The following is a 17,431-nucleotide window of genomic DNA, read 5'->3' as shown; positions in this document are numbered from 1 at the left end:
CCGACCCGACCCACGTGACCGATCCGGCCTGCGTGACTGGGAAGGCCGGCACGACCGGGAAGGCCGCCACGGCCGGTGTGGGGCGACCGGCCGGGCGCGGTGTCCGGCACGCCCTGCGGCACGGCGCCGCCCGCATCGACGCGGCGACACCCGCGTCCAGGGACCGCGCCGTCGACGCGCTGCGCGCCCTCGCCGTCCTCGGGGTGGTCCTCGGCCACTGGCTGGTGACGGCCCTGGTCTCCGACGGCGGCGGCACCCTGCGCGCGGAGAGCCCGCTGCGGCACATGCCCTGGCTGGCCCCGGTGTCCTGGGCCTTCCAGACCCTCGCCGTGTTCTTCCTGGTCGGCGGGTACGTGGCCACCCGGGGCCGGGCCGCGGCCCGCGAGCGGGGGACGCCGTACCGGAGGTGGCTGGCCGTCCGGCTGGGCCGGCTGTTCCGGCCGGTCCTCGCCCTCCTCGCCCTGTGGGCGGTGACGGCGGGACTGCTGCTCCTGACGGGCGCGGAGCTCATGACCGTCCACACCCTGGTGAAGCTGGCCCTGTCCCCGCTGTGGTTCCTCCTCGTCTTCGCCGCGCTGACCGCGGCGACGCCGCTGCTGGCCCGGCTGCACCCGCTGTGGCCGCTGGCCGTCGTCCTCCACGTCGACCTGCTGCGCTTCGGGCTCGGCGGGCCCGCCTGGCCGGGGTGGATCAACCTCGCCGCGGGCTGGGCGGTGCCCTGGACCCTCGGCGCCGCCTGGGCCCGCGGCGAACTGAAGCACCGCCGGGCCGGCTGGACCCTGCTCGCCGGCGGTACGGCGGCGACCGCGGCGCTGGTCGCCTGGGCCGGCTACCCGGCGTCGATGGTCGGCGTGCCGGGTGCCGCCGTGTCCAACCTCGACCCGCCGACGCTGGCCGCCGTCACCTTCGGCCTGGCCCAGTGCGGACTCGCCCTGCTGCTGCGCGAGCGGCTGCGCCGGGCCCTGCGGCGGCCGGTGGCCTGGGCGGCGGTGGCGCTGGTCAACCTCTTCGCGATGACGGTGTTCCTGTGGCACCAGACGGCCATGATGACGGTCACCGCCACCGGCCTCCTCGCCGGCCGCCTGCCCGGGCTGCACACGCTCCCCGACGGACCGCACTGGGTCGCGGCCCGGCTGGTGTGGCTCCCGGTGTTCACGCCGGCCCTGGCGGTCTGCTGGGCGGCGTTCCGCACCTGCGAACGCGGCGGCGGCCGGCGCCGGCCACGGACACGGGTCGTCCGCACGCACCTTCCACGGGACCGGGCGACGACGAAGGGGACGGAAGGAGTCCGTCATGTCTAGGCTGGGCCGCGTGATGCCAGGGGGGAGCATGCGTACGAGCGGGGGTCCGGTCGCGCGGTGGCTGGGGACACTGCGCGACGACCTGTGGACCGCGCGGGTGGATCCGCTGCCGCCCTCGGTGTGGCTGCTCTGGTTCCCGCACGGGCTGGTCTGCCTGGCCGCGTTCGGGGTGCTGCTCGGCGACACGGCCCAGCTCGGCGACGGCGGCGGACTCGGCGGTGGGACCGCCTTCCTGGTCGCCCTCGGCCAGAGCGGCGCGATGGTCCTCGCCCTGTGGCGGCCGGTCCCGGCATGGTGGCTGTCCATGGCCGCCATGCTGGCGGGAGCCTTCGCGGTGCGGGCCGGGATGACCGCGAGCGGCGAGAAGTTCACCTGGCCCTGGACGGCCGCCGGGATCATCGGGCACCTGTTCGTCCTGCTGCTGCTCGCCCTGCGGGTCCGCACGCGGGTGACCGTGGAGACCCTGGCCCTGAGCGCGCTGGCCACCTACGTCGTGCAGGGCGCGGTGGGGGCGGTGAACTACCGGCCGACCGGCCGGCTCGCCGTCGTCCTCTTCGCGGTCGTCGCGGTGCTCGGCATCGCCCTGCGCGGCCGCCGCGAGGCCCGTACGCAGCTCGCGGAGCAGACCTCGCTCACCGCCGAGGAACGCGCCCGGCGCACCCTCCTGGAGGAGCGCGGCCGCATCGCGCGCGAGCTGCACGACGTCGTCGCCCACCACATGTCCGTCATCTCCATCCAGGCCCAGGTCGCCCCCCACCTCGTCGAGAATCCGCCGGACGAGCTGAAGGAGAACCTCGCGGGCATCCGGCAGAACGCCCTGGAGGCGCTGACCGAACTGCGCCGCGTCCTCGGCGTGCTGCGCTCCGAGGACCCGGGCGCCCCCGGGGCGGCGCCCGGCCGGAGCGGTACCGCCCCGCACGCCCCGCAGCCCACCCTCGACCGGCTCGACGCGCTGGTGGAGAACACCAGGGCCGCCGGGCTCACCGTGACCGTCGAGCGCAGCGGCCGGCGCAGGCCGCTGCCGCCCGGCGTGGAGCTGTCGGCGTACCGGATCGTGCAGGAGGCGCTCAGCAACGTCCTGCGGCACGCGCCCGGCGCGAGCGCGCGGGTCCACCTCACGCACCTCGCGGACGGGCTGCGCGTCGACGTCGCCAACACCCGGCCCACGCGGTCCCCGGCGCCGTCGCAGGGGGCGGGGCACGGACTGCTCGGCATGCGGGAGCGGGTGGCGATGCTCGACGGCACCCTGACGGCGCGGCGGCTGCCGGACGGCGGCTACCGGGTGACGGCGTTCCTGCCGGCCGACGGCCACGACCCCGCCCACGACCCCGCCCACGACTCCGCCCGCCACTCCACCGAGGACGACACCCCATGACGACCGGCAACGACGGCGGCGACGGCCGCGTGATCCGCGTACTGATCGCCGACGACCAGCAGATGGTCCGGCAGGGCTTCACCGTGCTGCTCGGCATCCAGCCCGGCATCGAGGTGGTCGGACAGGCCGTCGACGGCCTGGACGCCGTCGCCAGGGCCGCCGAACTCGCCCCGGACGTCGTCCTGATGGACATCCGTATGCCCGAGCTGGACGGCATCGAGGCCACCCGCCGGATCACCGGGGCGGCCCCGCAGGTCAAGGTGCTCGTGCTGACCACCTTCGACCTGGACGAGTACGTGTACGAGGCGCTGCGGGCCGGCGCGTCCGGGTTCCTGCTGAAGGACGCCTCCGCCGACCAGCTCGCCGAGGCGGTACGGGTGGTGGCGGCCGGGGACGCGCTGCTCGCGCCGGGCATCACCCGGCGGCTGCTCACCGAGTTCTCCCGGCTGGACGACCGGCCCAGGGCCCCGCTGAAGGAACGGATCGGCGGCCTGACCGAACGGGAGACGGAGGTGCTCGCCCTGATCGCGCAGGGCCTGTCCAACGCGGAGATCGCCGTACGGCTGGTCGTCGCCGAGCAGACGGTGAAGACGCACGTGGGCCGGATACTGGTGAAGCTGGGCCTGAGGGACCGGACGCAGGCGGCGGTGTTCGCGTACGAGTCGGGGCTGGTGCGGCCCTCCGGGTACTGAGCGGGACGGGCCCCGTAGTACTTGAGACGGACCCGCCAGGACCCTTCTCACCGGTGACGACCGCGTCCCCGGCTGCGCCTACCGTTGCGGACGTGACCGAGACGACCCAGACGCGGACCGCCCCCTCGGGCAGCGGCGGCGCGCGCAGCCCCGAGTACCGGCTGGCCGTGGACGCCCTGAGCGGGCTGCGCCAGGACCTGTTCCACGACGCCTTCGCCTACCGCCCGCTGCCGCCGATGGCCACGGACGGCCCGCTGATCCGCCGGCTCCCCGCCAGGCAGCGGACGTACGCCGCACACCTGCCGCACGCGGTGGTGGCGGCCGTCGCCCTGATCGCGATGTTCGGCGGGGCCATGAGCATCGGGAGCGGGGGCGGGCCGGTGCCCCTGCTGGGCGGGCTGCTGTGCGCGGCGCCGGTGCTGGCCACGCTGGTCCGGCCGGTCGGCGCCTTCTGGCTGTCGATGGCGGCGACCCTGGTGGCCGCGCTGCTCGAGGGCAGCCTGGGCGACTGGCCGTGGCTGCCCGGCACGTTCTTCTGCCATCTGGCGGTGCTGGTGATCGTGGCGGTGCGGACCCGGCCCCGCACGTCCGCGTGGATGTGGCTGCTCACCGCCGCCTACGGCCTGTCCGTGGAGACCGTCTTCGGTGACGGCGAGTACCACACCTCCGCGCCGATGCTGCTGTTGTCCGCCCTGGCCCTGCTGATGGTCGCGGTCGGGCACGTCCGCCGCGAGGCCCGGCGGGAGGTGACCGCCCAGCGGACGGTCACCGCGCACGAGCGGTCCCGGCGCACCCTGCTGGAGGAGCGCACCACGATCGCCCGCGAGCTGCACGACGTGGTCGCCCACCACATGTCGGTGGTCGCCATCCAGGCCGAGGCCGCGCCCTACCGGGTGGAGAACCCGCCCGAGGAGCTGGAGCGGGCCTTCGCCACCATCCGGGAGAACGCGGTGGCGGCGCTGACCGAGCTGCGCCGCGTCCTCGGAGTCGTCCGTGCCGAGGACCACGAGGCGCCGGACGCCCCGCAGCCCACCCTCGCCGACCTGGACGCGCTGCTCGCCAACGTCCGCGGCACGGGTCTCGCCGTGGACAAGGCGGTGACCGGCGCGGTGCGCGAACTGCCGCCCGGCGTGGAGCTGTCGGCGTACCGGATCGTGCAGGAGGCGCTCAGCAACACCCTGCGGCACGCGCCCGGCGCGAGCGCCCGCGTCGAGGTCTCCTACGTCCTGGGCGGTCTCGGCCTGCGGGTCGTCAACGGCCCGGTGCCGGCACCGGGCCTGGTCAAGCCCTCGCCCGGCGCGGGGCACGGCGTCACCGGCATGCGGGAACGGGTGTCGATGCTGAACGGCGAGATGACGGCCGGCCCGACCGGCGACGGGGGCTACGAGGTGGCGGTGTTCCTGCCGGTCGCCTCCGCGGGCGAGGGGGACGCATGACCGGCCGCACGATCCGCGTCCTGATCGCCGACGACCAGATGATGGTGCGCGAGGGCTTCTCCGTCCTGCTGAACGCGATGCCGGACATCGAGGTCGCCGGCGAGGCGGTCGACGGCCTGGACGCGGTGGAGAAGGTCCGCGAACTCGCCCCGGACGTCGTCCTGATGGACATCCGCATGCCGGAGCTCAACGGCATCGAGGCGACCCGGCGGATCGTCGCCGCCGACGGCACGGCGAAGGTCCTCGTCCTCACCACCTTCGACCTGGACGAGTACGTCTACCAGGCGCTGCGCGCGGGCGCCTCCGGCTTCCTCCTCAAGGACGCCTCCGCGCGTCAACTCGCCGACGGGGTGAGGATCGTGGCCGCCGGGGAGGCCCTTCTCGCCCCCTCCGTCACCAAGCGGCTGATCACCGAGTTCTCGAAGCTGTCCGACGGCCCGCGCCCGCTGTCGGCGGGGCAGGCACCGTACGGCGACCTGACCGAGCGGGAGACGGAGGTGCTGGTGCTGATCGCGCAGGGTCTGTCGAACGGGGAGATCGCCGAACGCCTGGTGGTCGCCGAGTCGACGGTCAAGACGCACGTCAGCCGGGTCCTGGTGAAGCTGGGCCTGAGGGACCGCACCCAGGCGGCGGTCTTCGCGTACGAGGCGCGGCTGGTGACGCCGGGCTGACGGGCGGCCGCGCCGGCGTCCCCCGCGGTGTCGGCGCCCCGTCGGCCCTACCGGCCGGGCTGCGTCCCCGGGCGTCCTGCCGCGGGTCAGACGGCGGCCTCGGGCCGGGCGGGGTCGAGGTACTGCACGGCGGTCCGCCCGGCGTGCGGGGCGAGCAGGTCCCGGAGCTGTTCCGCCGCCCGGGTGAGGCTCTCGCCGTCGCGTTCGGCGTGCAGGGTCTCGAGGACGAAGGCGACGTGCGTGGAGTCCTCGGTGACGCGGGTGCGGTGGGCGTCGCGGTGGTTCCAGTGGCGGGTGAGGATCCCGGCGGCGTCGGCGTAGACGACCTCGCCCGGCTTGGGGTTCTCGACGGTGCCGGGTTCGCCGAGCGGGGTGAACTCCTCGGTGCCGTCCGCGTGCCGGATGTCGACGTCGCCGGAGACGGTGTCCAGGTCGAAGGCGCCGGCGGGCAGCGCGTGGCGGACGGAGACGGCGTTGTAGGAGTCGACGGCCGGGTTGATGCGGGGCAGGGTGCCCTTCTTGGCCATGCGGCGGCCGAGCGCGTCGACGCTGGGGCGCAGGCGGCGCGGGTTGGTGCCGAAGGAGCGGTAGGCGGTGTGCCATGCCTCGATGCGGGGGTCGGTCTCGTCGGCGGGCCGCCAGGTGCCGTCCGCGAGCTCCCGCTCCAGTTCCTCCAGGGCGGCGGTGGTGTCCGGCCAGGTGTCGTGGCCGCGCAGGCCGGTGGCGGTGACCAGGGCGATGAGGGTGCCGGGGAAGGCGTCGGCGACGGCGGGGGCGATGCGGAAGGCGGTCATGGCGGGGTTCTCCCGTTCCTGCGGTGCGGCGGTGGGTGTCGGGTCGGTGCGGGCCGGCCGGCGGGGCGTCGGCGGTCGTCAGGGCTTCCAGGGGCCGATGCGGTCCAGACGGCGCCGCTGCTGACGTGCGGTGGGCACGTCCAGCCTCTCGCCGCGCCGGACGAGGTGGTCGGCGACGGACGCGCGGTGCTCGACGGGCTTGTGGTCGTCGTACTTGAACTTGGCCCGCACCTCGGTGACGTCCAGCCGCAGGCCGCGGATGCCGGACAGCATCCGGCCGTAGGGCGGCCGGCCGACGGCGATGTCGGCGTGGTCGCCGTCGGGCTGGAAGTGGGCCATCTGCCGGCGCAGCAGCTCGGCCTTGGCCTCGGGGTCGTCGACGATCGTGGCGCGGCAGGTGAACCGGACGGCCGCGTAGTAGCTGGTGGGCACCCCGTCGGCGGGCGGGGTGCCGGGAGCCGCGCGCCAGGGGCCGGGGACGAAGGCGTAGTCGCCGATGACGGTGAAGGTGACGCACGGGTCGTGCTCGATCGCCTCCCACACCGGGTTGGGCCGGGCCAGGTGGATCAGCAGCCGGTCGCCGTCGACGGTGAAGTGGGTGGGGACGACGGCGGGCGGCATGCCGGGCGTGCCGTTGACGGCGAGCTGGCCGAAGTCGTGACCGTCGGCGATCCAGGCCCGCCACTCGTCGTCGTCCAGGGCGGCGTCCCAGGGGTGGATGAACATGCGGTTCTCCTTGCGCGGGCGGCGGAGAAAGGGGCGGCAGCGGGCGTCAGGCGGCGGAGCGGGCGTCAGGCGACGCCGGAGGCCGCGCCCCGGGCGAGGGCACCCGGACCGGAGGCGGCGCCGGGCACCGGCCACGGCAGCAGAGCGGTCACGGTGCATCCCTTACTATCAATGGAACGACTGAACCGTACAACGGAACGACCGCCGGGTGTCAACCGAACGACCACGCGGTCCAGTGCGGTGACCCACCGTGGAGGAGGGACCGGATGGCCGAGACCGAGGCAGCCCTGCGGACGCTCGCGTACAACGTCAGGGCGGCCCGCACCCGTGCCGGCCTGTCCCTGGACGAGCTGGGCCGGCGCGCGCAGGTCAGCAAGGGCGCCCTGGTGGCGCTGGAGCGGGCCCAGGGAAACCCGAACTTCTCCACCCTGGTCCGGCTGGCCGACACCCTCGGCGTCTCGGTCTCCGCGCTGCTGGAGGGGCCCGCCGAGGGCCGGGTCCGCGTGGTGTCCGCCGACGCCGTGATGCCGCTGTGGGCGGGGGAGCGGGGCGGGGAGGCCCGGCTCATGCTGACCACCGCGGGCGCCGCCCCGGTGGAGGTCTGGCGCTGGCGGCTCGAACCGGACGAGGAGTACCCCAGCCACCCGCACCAGGCCGGGGTCGTCGAGACCGTCAGTGTCACGGCAGGCCGGATGGTCCTCGTCGTCGACGGCACCGAGCACCCCGTCGAGGCGGGCCAGACCGCGGCCTTCGACGGCGACGTCCCCCACACCTACCGGGGCGCCGGCACCGGCACCTGCCACCTGATCATGACGGTCCACCTCCCGGGCCCGTCCGCCACGGCCTGACCGGCCTGACCGGCCTGACCGGCCTGACCGGCCTGCCCGCGCCGTACGCCGGTGACCGGCCGTGTATCGGTGACGGGCCGTACACCGCCGGCGGACGCCCGCCGCGCGGCATCCGGTACGGGGCCGCGCACCGCCCGGCACGCACCGCCCGGCCTGCGGCGCCCGGCACGAGCACCCGCGGCGCGCGGCCGGGAGGTCACCCCGGCAGCGTCAGCCCCCACGCCCCCTCCCGCACCGCCCACGTCCGCGTCAGCACCGGACCCGACACCACCGCGTCGGCCCGGTACCGGAAGTGCGCCCCCGACACGGTCACCGTCCGCCCGCTCGCCCGCAGCGGCGGCGCCGGGGCGCCCGTCCGCACCGGCCGCACCTCCACCTCGGCCAGCCCGCCGGCGCCCGGCACGAGGGAGACCGCCTCGACCGGCCGGTCCAGGTCCACCAGCGTCACCCCGTCGACCTCCACCCGCAGCCGGGCCGGACCGGCCGCCCCCGGGCCCGCCGCGGCGTGGGCCGGCCGCGCCGGGGCCAGCGTCCGGACCAGGGACCGCGCGGTCCGCAGCCAGGGCCGGGCCGCCGTGTGCGCCCCGTTCCGGTCCCGGAGGTCCGCGCCGTCGCGCGAGGCGACCGGCGGGATGCCCACCTCGCCGAGCACCACCCCGTCGCTGTCGTCGACGAGCAGGTCCAGCCGCCGTACCGCCCCGTCCAGCACCGCGCGCGCCGCCGCCACCGCGCCCGTGGGCAGCCCGAGCGACCGGGCGAGGTCCAGCACCGGTCCCACCGGGACGACCGCCAGCGCGCACCCCGCCAGCTCCCGCTGCCGGTGCAGCAGCGCGACGGCCCGCAGCAGCGCCCGGTCGTCGCCGATCACGACGGGACGCCGCGACCCCCGCCTGCGCAGCGCCCGCGCGAACTCCTCGGCATCCTCCGGCAGGCACACCTTCGCGTGCGCCGCACCCGCGCGGAGCACGTCCCTCGCGATCCGGACGGACTCCCCGTCCGCCGCGCGGGCGGCCGGGTCGACGACCACCAGAAGCTGATCGGGCCGCGCGGAGGACCGTGCGGAGGAGTTCGCGGAAGTCGCCACCTCGGCCATGCCTCGCTTCCTCGGGTAGCATCTTTGTGCAAGAGCCCCTTGCGCTATTGCGCCAGGGGCTTCGTCTATACCGGGGCATCCGGTCCGACGGTTGGCGGCCAACGACGGTCGCGGGGCACGCGGCGTCCGATACTCCGCGTACGCCCTCGACCTTGGACATGCCCCGCCCGGAAGGGGTGTACGCGCGTGCCCGCACTTGTGCTGCTCGGTGCTCAGTGGGGTGACGAAGGCAAGGGAAAGGCGACGGACCTGCTCGGTGGTTCCGTCGACTACGTGGTCCGTTACCAGGGTGGTAACAACGCCGGCCACACGGTGGTCGTGGGCGACCAGAAGTACGCCCTCCACCTGCTCCCTTCCGGAATCCTGTCCCCCGGCTGCACGCCGGTCATCGGTAACGGCGTCGTCGTCGACCCGTCGGTCCTGTTCTCCGAGCTGAATGGGCTGAACGAGCGAGGCGTCGACACGTCCAAGCTCCTGATCAGCGGGAACGCGCACATCATCACGCCGTACAACGTGACCGTCGACAAGGTGACGGAACGCTTCCTCGGCAAGCGCAAGATCGGCACCACCGGCCGCGGCATCGGCCCGACCTACGCCGACAAGATCAACCGCGTGGGCATCCGCGTCCAGGACCTCTACGACGAGTCGATCCTCACCCAGAAGGTCGAGGCGGCGCTCGACGTCAAGAACCAGATCCTCACCAAGCTCTACAACCGCCGCGCCATCGCCACCGGCCAGGTCGTCGAGGAGCTGCTGGGCTACGCGGAGAAGCTCCGTCCCTACGTCGCCGACACCGTCCTGGTCCTCAACCAGGCCCTCGACGACGACAAGGTGGTCCTCTTCGAGGGCGGCCAGGGCACGCTGCTCGACATCGACCACGGCACGTACCCCTTCGTCACCTCGTCGAACCCGACCGCGGGCGGCGCCTGCACCGGCGCCGGCGTGGGCCCGACGAAGATCAGCCGAGTGATCGGCATCCTCAAGGCGTACACGACCCGCGTCGGCGCCGGACCGTTCCCGACCGAGCTGTTCGACGAGGACGGCGAGGCCCTGCGCCGCATCGGCGGCGAGCGCGGCGTCACCACCGGCCGCGACCGGCGCTGCGGCTGGTTCGACGCGGTGATCGCCCGCTACGCCACCCGCGTCAACGGCCTCACCGACTTCTTCCTCACCAAGCTCGACGTCCTCACCGGCTGGGAGCAGATCCCGGTCTGCGTGGCCTACGAGATCGACGGCGAGCGCGTCGAGGAGCTGCCCTACTCGCAGTCCGACTTCCACCACGCGAAGCCGGTCTACGAGATGCTGCCGGGCTGGAACGAGGACATCAGCAAGGCGAAGTCCTTCTCCGACCTGCCGAAGAACGCCCAGGCGTACGTCAGGGCGCTGGAGGAGATGTCCGGCGCCCCGATCTCCGCGATCGGCGTGGGCCCGGGCCGCGACGAGACGATCGAGATCAACTCGTTCCTGTAGGCCTGTAGGCCTGTAGGCCTGTAGGGCCGTCCTGGCCGCCGTTCGGCCTTCCCGGCCGAGCGGCGGCCCGCGGCACGGTGTGGGATCGGTGGCATGACCGACCGTGACCGTGCTGCCGCCTCCTGCCGGGGCCCGTACGGCGGCGAGGGCGCCCCCGGGGACGGCGACTGCGGCGACCCCGCCCGCTTCGAGGTGGCCCGGCACCGCCGCACGCCGCTGCGGGTGTGCCCCGTGCACCTGGGCCCGTCGCTGCTGCTGGCCGGCCGGGTGCTGTGGCCCCCGGAGATCCGCCTGATCCGCTGAGCCCCCTGCCCGCGGCCCCCTGCCTCGCCGCATCACCCGAAAAGGGCATGAGCCCCTATAGCGGCATAGGCTGGGTCTGTACACGTCGCGTCGGCAGGAGAAGGTGAGTGCGATGCGCGTGATGCTCAAGGCGACGCTGGACACGGAGAAGACGAACGAGCTGATCCGCAGCGGCAGGATGCCGGACCTGATCAGGGAGGCCGTCGACCGGGTCGAGCCGGAGGCCGCCTACTTCGGCACCCTCGGCGGGCGCCGCACGGCCCTGTTCTTCTTCGACATGCAGGACAGCTCGCAGTTGCCTCCGATCGGTGAGCCGTTCCTCATGGAGATGAACGCCGAGGTCGAGATCTGCCCGGTCATGAACTCCGACGACCTGGCGAAGGGGCTCTCCCGGCTCTGACGGCGGCCGGCCGCCGGATCAGCTGAAGACGATCATCGACCCCTGTGCCAGGCTCCGCGTCGCCGCCGCGTGCAGTCCCAGCCACACGTGCCGTTCGCGGGCGAAGGGGCTGGGGTCGTACGGGGCGGGAAGGGCGGGTTCCTCGAGTTCCGTCGGGCCGGGCGGGGGCTGCGGTGCCGCCGGCGGGTTCGCCGGGTCGATGCCCAGGGCCGGGGCGACGGTCTGCAGTTCCCGCAGCAGCGCCTGGGAGGAGCCCAACGGGCCGCCTCCCTCGAGGAGTTCGTCGTCGGACAGCGGGTGCGGGAAGTCGACGGGGACGTAGGCGCCCGCGTGGTCGTAGTGCCAGACCAGGTGCGACTGCTGGGCCGTCGTCTCGAACATCTCCAGCAACTGCTCGTAGTCGCCGCCCAGTTCGTCCACCGGCGTCACCGGCAGCCCGCACACCTGGAGCAGGTAGGCCCGGCGCAGGAAGTGCAGCGCGTCGTAGTCGAAGCCGGCCACCGGGGCGACCTCGCCCGACAGGCCCGGCATGTACTGGTGCACCGGCACCGGCGGCAGGCCGGCCTCGGCCAGCACCTTGTCGTACTGCGCGAGTTCCTCGGCGAACGGGTTGTCCGGGGTGTGGCACAGGATGTCGACGAGCGGTACCAGCCACAGGTCACAGGCCAAAAGAGGGCTCCTCACACAGCACGGTGGTCGGGAAGCGTAGTCGGTGCGCGGTGCGCGGTGCGCGGTGCGCGGTGCGCGGTGCGTGCAGGTCCCCTACCCATCTGGGCCCGGGGCACGACATGCCGGACGTCGGTCGTCCGCCGGTCACCCGTCGCCCGTCCCCTCCGGCGGGTCTTCGGCGAGCCGCTCGACGAGGGCGAGGGAGTGGGCGTTGTAGGCGTCGACCAGCGCGCGGGCGCCCGGGACGTCGCGGCGGGCGAGCGCGTCGACCAGTTCGGTGTGCCCGGACCACAGGGCGCCGCGCAGGTCGCCGATCCGGGGCAGATGCTGCACCGTGCACACCCAGCTCTGCACGCGCAGCCGGTGCAGGAAGCCGGCGAGGTGGGGGTTGCCGTACAGGTCGGCCAACTCCCGCCAGTAGCGCAGGTCGTAGCCGACGAGGACGGTCAGCTCGCCGGCCGCGATGGCGCGCTGGGCCTCCTCGCCGCGCCGCCGCACCGCCGAGAGGGCGGCGACGAGCCGCGGGTCGTCGAAGAGCTGTCTGGCCCTGCGGTCGTCGGCGAGGGCGAGGAACATCCCGTCGGTGACGAGGCCGCGGGCCTCGATCATGCCGCGGAAGTCGTCGACGGAGTACTCGTGCACGCGGAAGCCGCGGTGGTGGTCGCTGTCGAGGAGCCCCTGCGCGGACAGGTCGACCAGCGCCTCGCGCACGGGCGTCGCGGACACCCCGTACTGCTCGGCGATCTCCTTGACGGTGAACTCCTGCCCGGGCCGGAGCCGTCCGGCCAGCACCTCGTCGCGGAGCGCGTCCGCGATCTGGCGTCGCAGGGTGCTGCGCGTCACGGCGCCGCTGGGGCCGGGCATGGTCGGGCGTCTCCTCGTCGCGGGGGCGGGGCGTGCTCGCACACCTGGGTGAGAGGCGTACGAGCACGTCACCTTACGCGCCCGGGTCCGGCCGTCCGGCGGGGCCTACTCGGTGTACTCGTCCGCCACGGACAGTGCCGTGTCCAGGGCCGCCAGCCCCTCCTTCAGCTCGGCCTCGGAGATGTTGCACGGCGGCACCACGTGGGTCCGGTTCATGTTGACGAACGGCCACACGCCGTGGGCCTTGGCGGAGGCGGCGAACGCGGCCATCGGGGTGTTGTCCCGCCCGGTCGCGTTGTACGGCACCAGCGGTTCCCGGGTCTCCCGGTTCCGCACCAGCTCCAGCGCCCAGAACATGCCGACGCCGCGCACCTCGCCGACGCTCGGGTGACGCTCGGCCAGCTCCCGCAGCGCGGGTCCGACGACCTCGGCGCCGAGCCGTGCGGCGTGCTGGACGACGCCCTCCTCCTCCATCACGCCGATGGTGGCGACGGCGGCGGCGCAGGCCAGCGGGTGCCCGGAGTACGTCAGCCCGCCCGGGTAGGGCCGCTCGGCGAACGTCGCGGCGATCTCGCCGGAGATCGCGACGCCGCCCAGCGGCACGTACCCCGAGTTCACGCCCTTGGCGAAGGTCATCAGGTCGGGCACCACGTCGTACAGGTCGGCCGCGAACCAGGTGCCGGTCCGCCCGAAACCGGCCATGACCTCGTCCAGGACGAACACGATCCCGTACTTGTCGCAGATCTCGCGGACCCCGGCCAGGTAACCGGGCGGCGGCGGCATGATTCCCGCCGTGCCCGGGACCGTCTCCAGGACGACCGCGGCGACCGTCCCCGGCCCCTCGAAGGCGATCGTCGTCTCCAGGTGCTCCAGCGCCCGCGCGCACTCCTGCTCCTCGGTCTCGGCGTAGAAGCGCGAGCGGTACAGGAAGGGCGTCCAGAAGTGCACGACCCCGGCCGTGCCGCTGTCGGAGGCCCAACGGCGCGGGTCGCCGGTGATGTTGACGGCCTGCTGGGTGCCGCCGTGGTACGAGCGGTACGCCGACAGCACCTTCGGGCGTCCGGTGTGCAGCCGCGCCATGCGCACGGCGTGCTCGACCGCGTCGGCGCCGGCGTTGGTGAAGAAGATCCTGTCCAGGTCGCCGGGCGTCCGCTCGGCGATCAGCCGCGCCGCCTCCGAGCGCGCCTCGACGGCGAACGCGGGCGCGAAGGTCGTCATCCTCGCGGCCTGCTCCTGGATCGCGGCGACGACCTTCGGGTGCTGGTAGCCGATGTTGGTGAAGACGAGTCCGCTGGTGAGGTCGAGGTAGCGCCTGCCTTCGTAGTCCCAGAAGTACGACCCTTCGGCGCCCGCGACGGCGAGCGGGTCGATGAGCTCCTGCGCGGACCAGGAGTGGAAGACGTGCGCGCGGTCCGCGGCCTTCACGGCGGCGCCGGCCTGGGGGTTGGGCTGAGGGGTCATGCGGCCGAGCGTAGGTGTCCGCGGCGCGGAGGCGGAATGGGCGGCCTGTACGCGGCCGGGACCTTTCCGCGACAGGTTGTCGACGCGGCGGCCCGGGGAGCCGGGGCCCGAGGAGCCGGGGGACCGAGGAGCCGGGCAACCGGGGAGCCGAGGAGCCGGCCGAATCATTGACAGCATTCTGTCGATATGACAGCCTACTGCCATAAGCCCCGTGCTCCGAGGAGGAGTCCCATGACCGGCACCGCGAACGGCACCCGCAAGCCCGTCCACCTCGCCGTGTACGACACCTTCGCCGACTGGGAGACCGGCCACACCACGGCGTTCCTGGCCCGCGGCGGGTACACCGTCCGCACCGTCGGCCCCTCCACCGAGCCCGTCACCAGCATCGGCGGCCTGCGCGTCCTGCCCGATCTGGCCCTCGCCGACCTGCGCCCCGAGGACAGCTCCCTGCTGGTCCTCCCCGGCGCCGACCTCTGGGACACCAGCGACGACCTCGCCCCCTTCGCCCGCACCGCCCGCGCCTTCCTGGACGCCGGCGTCCCCGTCGCCGCCATCTGCGGCGCCACCGCCGGACTCGCCCGCGAGGGCCTGCTCGACGACCGCGCGCACACCGGCGCCGTCTCCTTCTACCTGGCGGCCACCGGCTACGCGGGCGGCGAGCGGTACGTGGAGGCCGACGCCGTCACCGACCGCGGCCTGACCACCGCCGGTCCCACCGATCCGGTCGCCTTCGCCCGCGAGGTCCTCGGCCTGCTCGGCGTGTACGAGGGCGAGGTCCTCGATGCCTGGTACCGGCTGTTCCACGACTCCGACCCGTCCGCGTACGCCGTGCTGGAGAAGGCGGACGCCGCGTGAGCCGGCGGAGCCAGGACCTGTTCAGCCGCAGTGCCATCGGCGTCTTCCGGCTCAACGGCCAGTTCCTCGCCGTCGCCGAGGAACTGGCCCGTCCCTCCGGGCTCACCGCCGCCCGGTGGCAGGTGCTCGGCGCGGTGCTGCGCGAGCCGCTGCCCGTCTCCGGCGTCGCGCGGGCCATGGGCATCACCCGGCAGAGCGTGCAGCGCATCGCCGACCTGCTGGTGGAGCAGGGTCTCGCCGAGTACCGGCCCAACCCGGCCCACCGCCGCGCCAAGCTCCTCGCGCCCACCGACGCGGGCCGCGCGGCCGTCTCCCGCATCGACCCGGGGCACGCGGCCTTCGCCGAGCGGCTGGCCGAGGCGTACGGGGGAGAGGACGGACTCGCGGCGGCGGTCGAGGCCCTCGAACGCCTGTCGAAGGCGCTGGGCGAGCTGGAGGACCGGCCTGCCGGGGGCCCGCCCAAGATCCCGTCTGTTACGGAACCGTAGACGAGGCCGGGGCACCGCGGGCCCGTCCCGCACTATCCTCAAAACGTTGCTCACGTTCGGGGGAAGGCGGCGCAACATGCACGGGCTGGGCGGCGGGGACCCACGGCACATCGGCGCGTACCGGCTGCTGGGGCGGCTCGGCGCCGGCGGCATGGGGCAGGTCTATCTCGCCCGGTCGGACCGGGGGCGCACCGTCGCCGTCAAGCTGGTGCGCGAGGAACTGGCCGCGCAGGAGGAGTTCCGGCAGCGGTTCCGCCAGGAGGTCGAGTCCGCGCGCCGGGTCGGCGGGTACTGGACGGCGCCCGTGCTGGACGCCGACACCGAGGCCGCCGTGCCGTGGGTCGCCACCGGGTACGTCGCGGGCCCCAGCCTCCAGCAGGTCGTCGGGCACGACCACGGGCCCCTCCCGGAGCGCTCGGTGCGGACCCTGGCGGCCGGCCTCGCCCACGCCCTCCAGGACATCCACGCCGCCGGGATCATCCACCGCGACCTCAAGCCGTCCAACGTCCTCGTCACCATCGACGGCCCCCGCGTCATCGACTTCGGCATCGCGCGGGCCCTGGAGACGGTGACCGACGGCGGTCTCACCCGCACCGGCGCGCTCGTCGGCTCGCCCGGCTTCATGGCGCCCGAGCAGGTCCGCGGCGACCGCGTCACGCCCGCCTGCGACGTCTTCTGCCTCGGCTCGGTCCTCGCCTACGCCGCCACCGGCAACCTGCCCTTCGGCACCGCCGGCAGCGGTGTGCACGCGCTGATGTTCCGCATCGCGCAGGAGGAACCCGATCTGGAGGGCGTGCCCGAGGGCATCGCCGACCTGGTCCGCGACTGCCTGAAGAAGACCCCGTCGGCCCGGCCCTCCCTCGCCGAGGTCCTGGAACGCACGGGCGCCCAGGACACCGTCGCGCACGGCCGTTCCCGGGACCCCTGGCTGCCGAGCGCCCTGGTCGCCCAGCTCGGCCGCCACGCGGTACGCCTCCTCGACACGGAGAACCCGGAACCCCCGGCCACCCCGGTCCCGGGTCCCGGCACCCCTCCCATGCTCCCGGCGACCGCCCCGAGCCCGTCCCCCGGTCCGGATCCGTCCGGCGGTCCGGGCGCGCACGACGGCCCTGGACCGTCCACCGCCGCCGCCGAAGCGGGCCCCCCGCCCCCACGCCGCCCGGGCAGCGGCGCCCCGCTGAACCACCTCCCCACCGCGGTCGCGGGCGGCGCCGTCACCCCGGAGCCCTCACCGCCGCCCCAGCCCTCTCGGCCGCCCGCGCACGGCTACGCCCCGGCCCCGGACGCCTGGGGCCTGTCGCCCGGGTCCCAGGGGACACCGCCGCAGTACCACCCGTACGGCGGACCCGGCTCGACACCGCCGTACGGCCCTCCGCCCCCGTACTACGGCCCCCCGCAGGAGCCGTCCCGCAGGAGGGGCACCACGGCGCTGCTGATCGTCGTCGCCCTGGTCGTGGCGCTCGCGGCCGGCGGCACGGTCTACGCCCTGATGAGCGGCGGCACGGACGGCAAGAGGACCGGGGCCGGCGGCGATCCCACGCCCACCCCGACCGCCGGCGCGTCGAAGGCCCCGAGCCCCGAAACGGCCGGCCAGAGCCCGACGACCGGCGCGAGCACTCCGGAAGGCACGATCCCGTCCGCGTACCTGGGCACCTGGGCCACGACCATCGACAACGCCTCCGGCGTGCACACCCGCCGGCTCACCCTCCGGCAGGGCGAGGTCGGCGACACGGTCCTGTCCCTGGTCGCCGACGGCCCCGCCGGCAACGGCACCTACCACTGCGTCTTCGAGGCCGACCTGACCGCCGACCCGGGCACCGACGGCCCTCTGCGCCTCGGCCCCTCCACGGTGACGACGGGCCCGTCCGCCTCCTGCACCCCGGGAGAACCCACCGAGGTCACCCTCCTCCCCGACGGCACCCTGAGCCGTACCAACACCACCACCGGCGAAACCCTCACCTACACCCGCCAGTAAGCCTCTGCCC

At 74.5% G+C, this 17,431-nt stretch carries 18 protein-coding genes; 12 read left to right on the top strand and 6 right to left on the bottom strand.

Annotated elements, in window-relative coordinates:
* Positions 1–113 precede the first annotated feature (113 nt).
* The 5 genes from ACFYOJ_RS08400 (at position 114) to ACFYOJ_RS08380 (ending at position 5,475) form a co-directional block, all read left to right on the top strand.
* Positions 114–1,301, top strand: coding sequence for an acyltransferase (locus ACFYOJ_RS08400; RefSeq protein ID WP_388596441.1), 1,188 nt, complete (start codon positions 114–116; stop codon positions 1,299–1,301).
* A 28-nt stretch (positions 1,302–1,329) separates the two neighbouring features.
* Positions 1,330–2,676 (top strand): sensor histidine kinase, encoded by a 1,347-nt coding sequence (locus ACFYOJ_RS08395; protein ID WP_356551464.1) that lies wholly within the window; start codon positions 1,330–1,332, stop codon positions 2,674–2,676.
* Complete coding sequence (locus ACFYOJ_RS08390) at positions 2,673–3,368, top strand: response regulator transcription factor (protein ID WP_356551462.1); 696 nt, start codon at positions 2,673–2,675, stop codon at positions 3,366–3,368. The genes ACFYOJ_RS08395 and ACFYOJ_RS08390 overlap by 4 nt, the downstream gene beginning before the upstream one ends.
* Before the next feature lie 92 nt (positions 3,369–3,460).
* Positions 3,461–4,804 (top strand): histidine kinase, encoded by a 1,344-nt coding sequence (locus tag ACFYOJ_RS08385; RefSeq protein ID WP_356551461.1) that lies wholly within the window; start codon positions 3,461–3,463, stop codon positions 4,802–4,804.
* Positions 4,801–5,475: a response regulator transcription factor gene (locus tag ACFYOJ_RS08380; RefSeq protein WP_356551459.1), complete on the top strand. Its 675-nt coding sequence runs from the start codon at positions 4,801–4,803 to the stop codon at positions 5,473–5,475. Before ACFYOJ_RS08385 ends, ACFYOJ_RS08380 begins: the two co-directional genes overlap by 4 nt.
* A gap of 86 nt (positions 5,476–5,561) precedes the next feature.
* On the opposite strand, the gene ACFYOJ_RS08375 is transcribed toward ACFYOJ_RS08380, so the two are convergent.
* Both ACFYOJ_RS08375 and ACFYOJ_RS08370 read right to left on the bottom strand, forming a co-directional pair.
* Positions 5,562–6,269 (bottom strand): phenylalanine--tRNA ligase beta subunit-related protein, encoded by a 708-nt coding sequence (locus ACFYOJ_RS08375; RefSeq protein ID WP_356551457.1) that lies wholly within the window; start codon positions 6,267–6,269, stop codon positions 5,562–5,564.
* Positions 6,270–6,347: 78 nt separating this feature from the next.
* Entirely contained in the window at positions 6,348–6,995 is a 648-nt protein-coding gene (locus tag ACFYOJ_RS08370; RefSeq protein WP_356551455.1) for an FMN-binding negative transcriptional regulator, read from the bottom strand.
* A 266-nt stretch (positions 6,996–7,261) separates the two neighbouring features.
* Here ACFYOJ_RS08370 and ACFYOJ_RS08365 point away from each other — a divergent pair, with 266 nt between their 5' ends.
* Positions 7,262–7,843, top strand: coding sequence for an XRE family transcriptional regulator (locus tag ACFYOJ_RS08365; RefSeq protein ID WP_356551453.1), 582 nt, complete (start codon positions 7,262–7,264; stop codon positions 7,841–7,843).
* 196 nt (positions 7,844–8,039) lie between these two features.
* On the opposite strand, the gene ACFYOJ_RS08360 is transcribed toward ACFYOJ_RS08365, so the two are convergent.
* On the bottom strand, positions 8,040–8,936 hold the full coding sequence (locus ACFYOJ_RS08360) for a diacylglycerol kinase family protein (protein ID WP_356551451.1): 897 nt from the start codon (positions 8,934–8,936) through the stop codon (positions 8,040–8,042).
* A 186-nt stretch (positions 8,937–9,122) separates the two neighbouring features.
* Between ACFYOJ_RS08360 and ACFYOJ_RS08355 the strand changes: the two genes are divergently transcribed.
* The 3 genes from ACFYOJ_RS08355 to ACFYOJ_RS08345 all read left to right on the top strand — a co-directional run bounded on the left by ACFYOJ_RS08355 (position 9,123) and on the right by ACFYOJ_RS08345 (position 11,109).
* Complete coding sequence (locus ACFYOJ_RS08355) at positions 9,123–10,406, top strand: adenylosuccinate synthase (RefSeq protein ID WP_356551450.1); 1,284 nt, start codon at positions 9,123–9,125, stop codon at positions 10,404–10,406.
* Between the two features lie 93 nt (positions 10,407–10,499).
* A complete protein-coding gene (locus ACFYOJ_RS08350) occupies positions 10,500–10,709 on the top strand; it encodes a hypothetical protein (RefSeq protein ID WP_356551448.1) in 210 nt (69 codons plus the stop codon).
* Positions 10,710–10,821: 112 nt separating this feature from the next.
* On the top strand, positions 10,822–11,109 hold the full coding sequence (locus ACFYOJ_RS08345) for a hypothetical protein (RefSeq protein ID WP_356551446.1): 288 nt from the start codon (positions 10,822–10,824) through the stop codon (positions 11,107–11,109).
* A gap of 18 nt (positions 11,110–11,127) precedes the next feature.
* Here the strand turns inward: ACFYOJ_RS08345 and ACFYOJ_RS08340 are convergent, their stop codons facing one another.
* The 3 genes from ACFYOJ_RS08340 to ACFYOJ_RS08330 all read right to left on the bottom strand — a co-directional run bounded on the left by ACFYOJ_RS08340 (position 11,128) and on the right by ACFYOJ_RS08330 (position 14,103).
* Positions 11,128–11,778: a hypothetical protein gene (locus ACFYOJ_RS08340; RefSeq protein WP_356551444.1), complete on the bottom strand. Its 651-nt coding sequence runs from the start codon at positions 11,776–11,778 to the stop codon at positions 11,128–11,130.
* Positions 11,779–11,922: 144 nt separating this feature from the next.
* Positions 11,923–12,642, bottom strand: coding sequence for a GntR family transcriptional regulator (locus tag ACFYOJ_RS08335; protein ID WP_356551442.1), 720 nt, complete (start codon positions 12,640–12,642; stop codon positions 11,923–11,925).
* Positions 12,643–12,747: 105 nt separating this feature from the next.
* Entirely contained in the window at positions 12,748–14,103 is a 1,356-nt protein-coding gene (locus ACFYOJ_RS08330; RefSeq protein WP_356551440.1) for an aspartate aminotransferase family protein, read from the bottom strand.
* A gap of 231 nt (positions 14,104–14,334) precedes the next feature.
* Between ACFYOJ_RS08330 and ACFYOJ_RS08325 the strand changes: the two genes are divergently transcribed.
* The 3 genes from ACFYOJ_RS08325 to ACFYOJ_RS08315 all read left to right on the top strand — a co-directional run bounded on the left by ACFYOJ_RS08325 (position 14,335) and on the right by ACFYOJ_RS08315 (position 17,421).
* On the top strand, positions 14,335–14,958 hold the full coding sequence (locus tag ACFYOJ_RS08325) for a DJ-1/PfpI family protein (RefSeq protein ID WP_356551438.1): 624 nt from the start codon (positions 14,335–14,337) through the stop codon (positions 14,956–14,958).
* Entirely contained in the window at positions 14,955–15,446 is a 492-nt protein-coding gene (locus tag ACFYOJ_RS08320) for a MarR family winged helix-turn-helix transcriptional regulator (protein ID WP_356551436.1), read from the top strand. The genes ACFYOJ_RS08325 and ACFYOJ_RS08320 overlap by 4 nt, the downstream gene beginning before the upstream one ends.
* A 76-nt stretch (positions 15,447–15,522) precedes the next feature.
* Complete coding sequence (locus ACFYOJ_RS08315) at positions 15,523–17,421, top strand: serine/threonine-protein kinase (RefSeq protein ID WP_356551561.1); 1,899 nt, start codon at positions 15,523–15,525, stop codon at positions 17,419–17,421.
* Positions 17,422–17,431: the final 10 nt, after the last annotated feature.

It is taken from the genome of Streptomyces sp. NPDC006384 (assembly GCF_042870695.1).
Lineage (GTDB): Bacteria > Actinomycetota > Actinomycetes > Streptomycetales > Streptomycetaceae > Streptomyces.
This window is presented reverse-complemented; position numbering and strand designations above follow the sequence as displayed.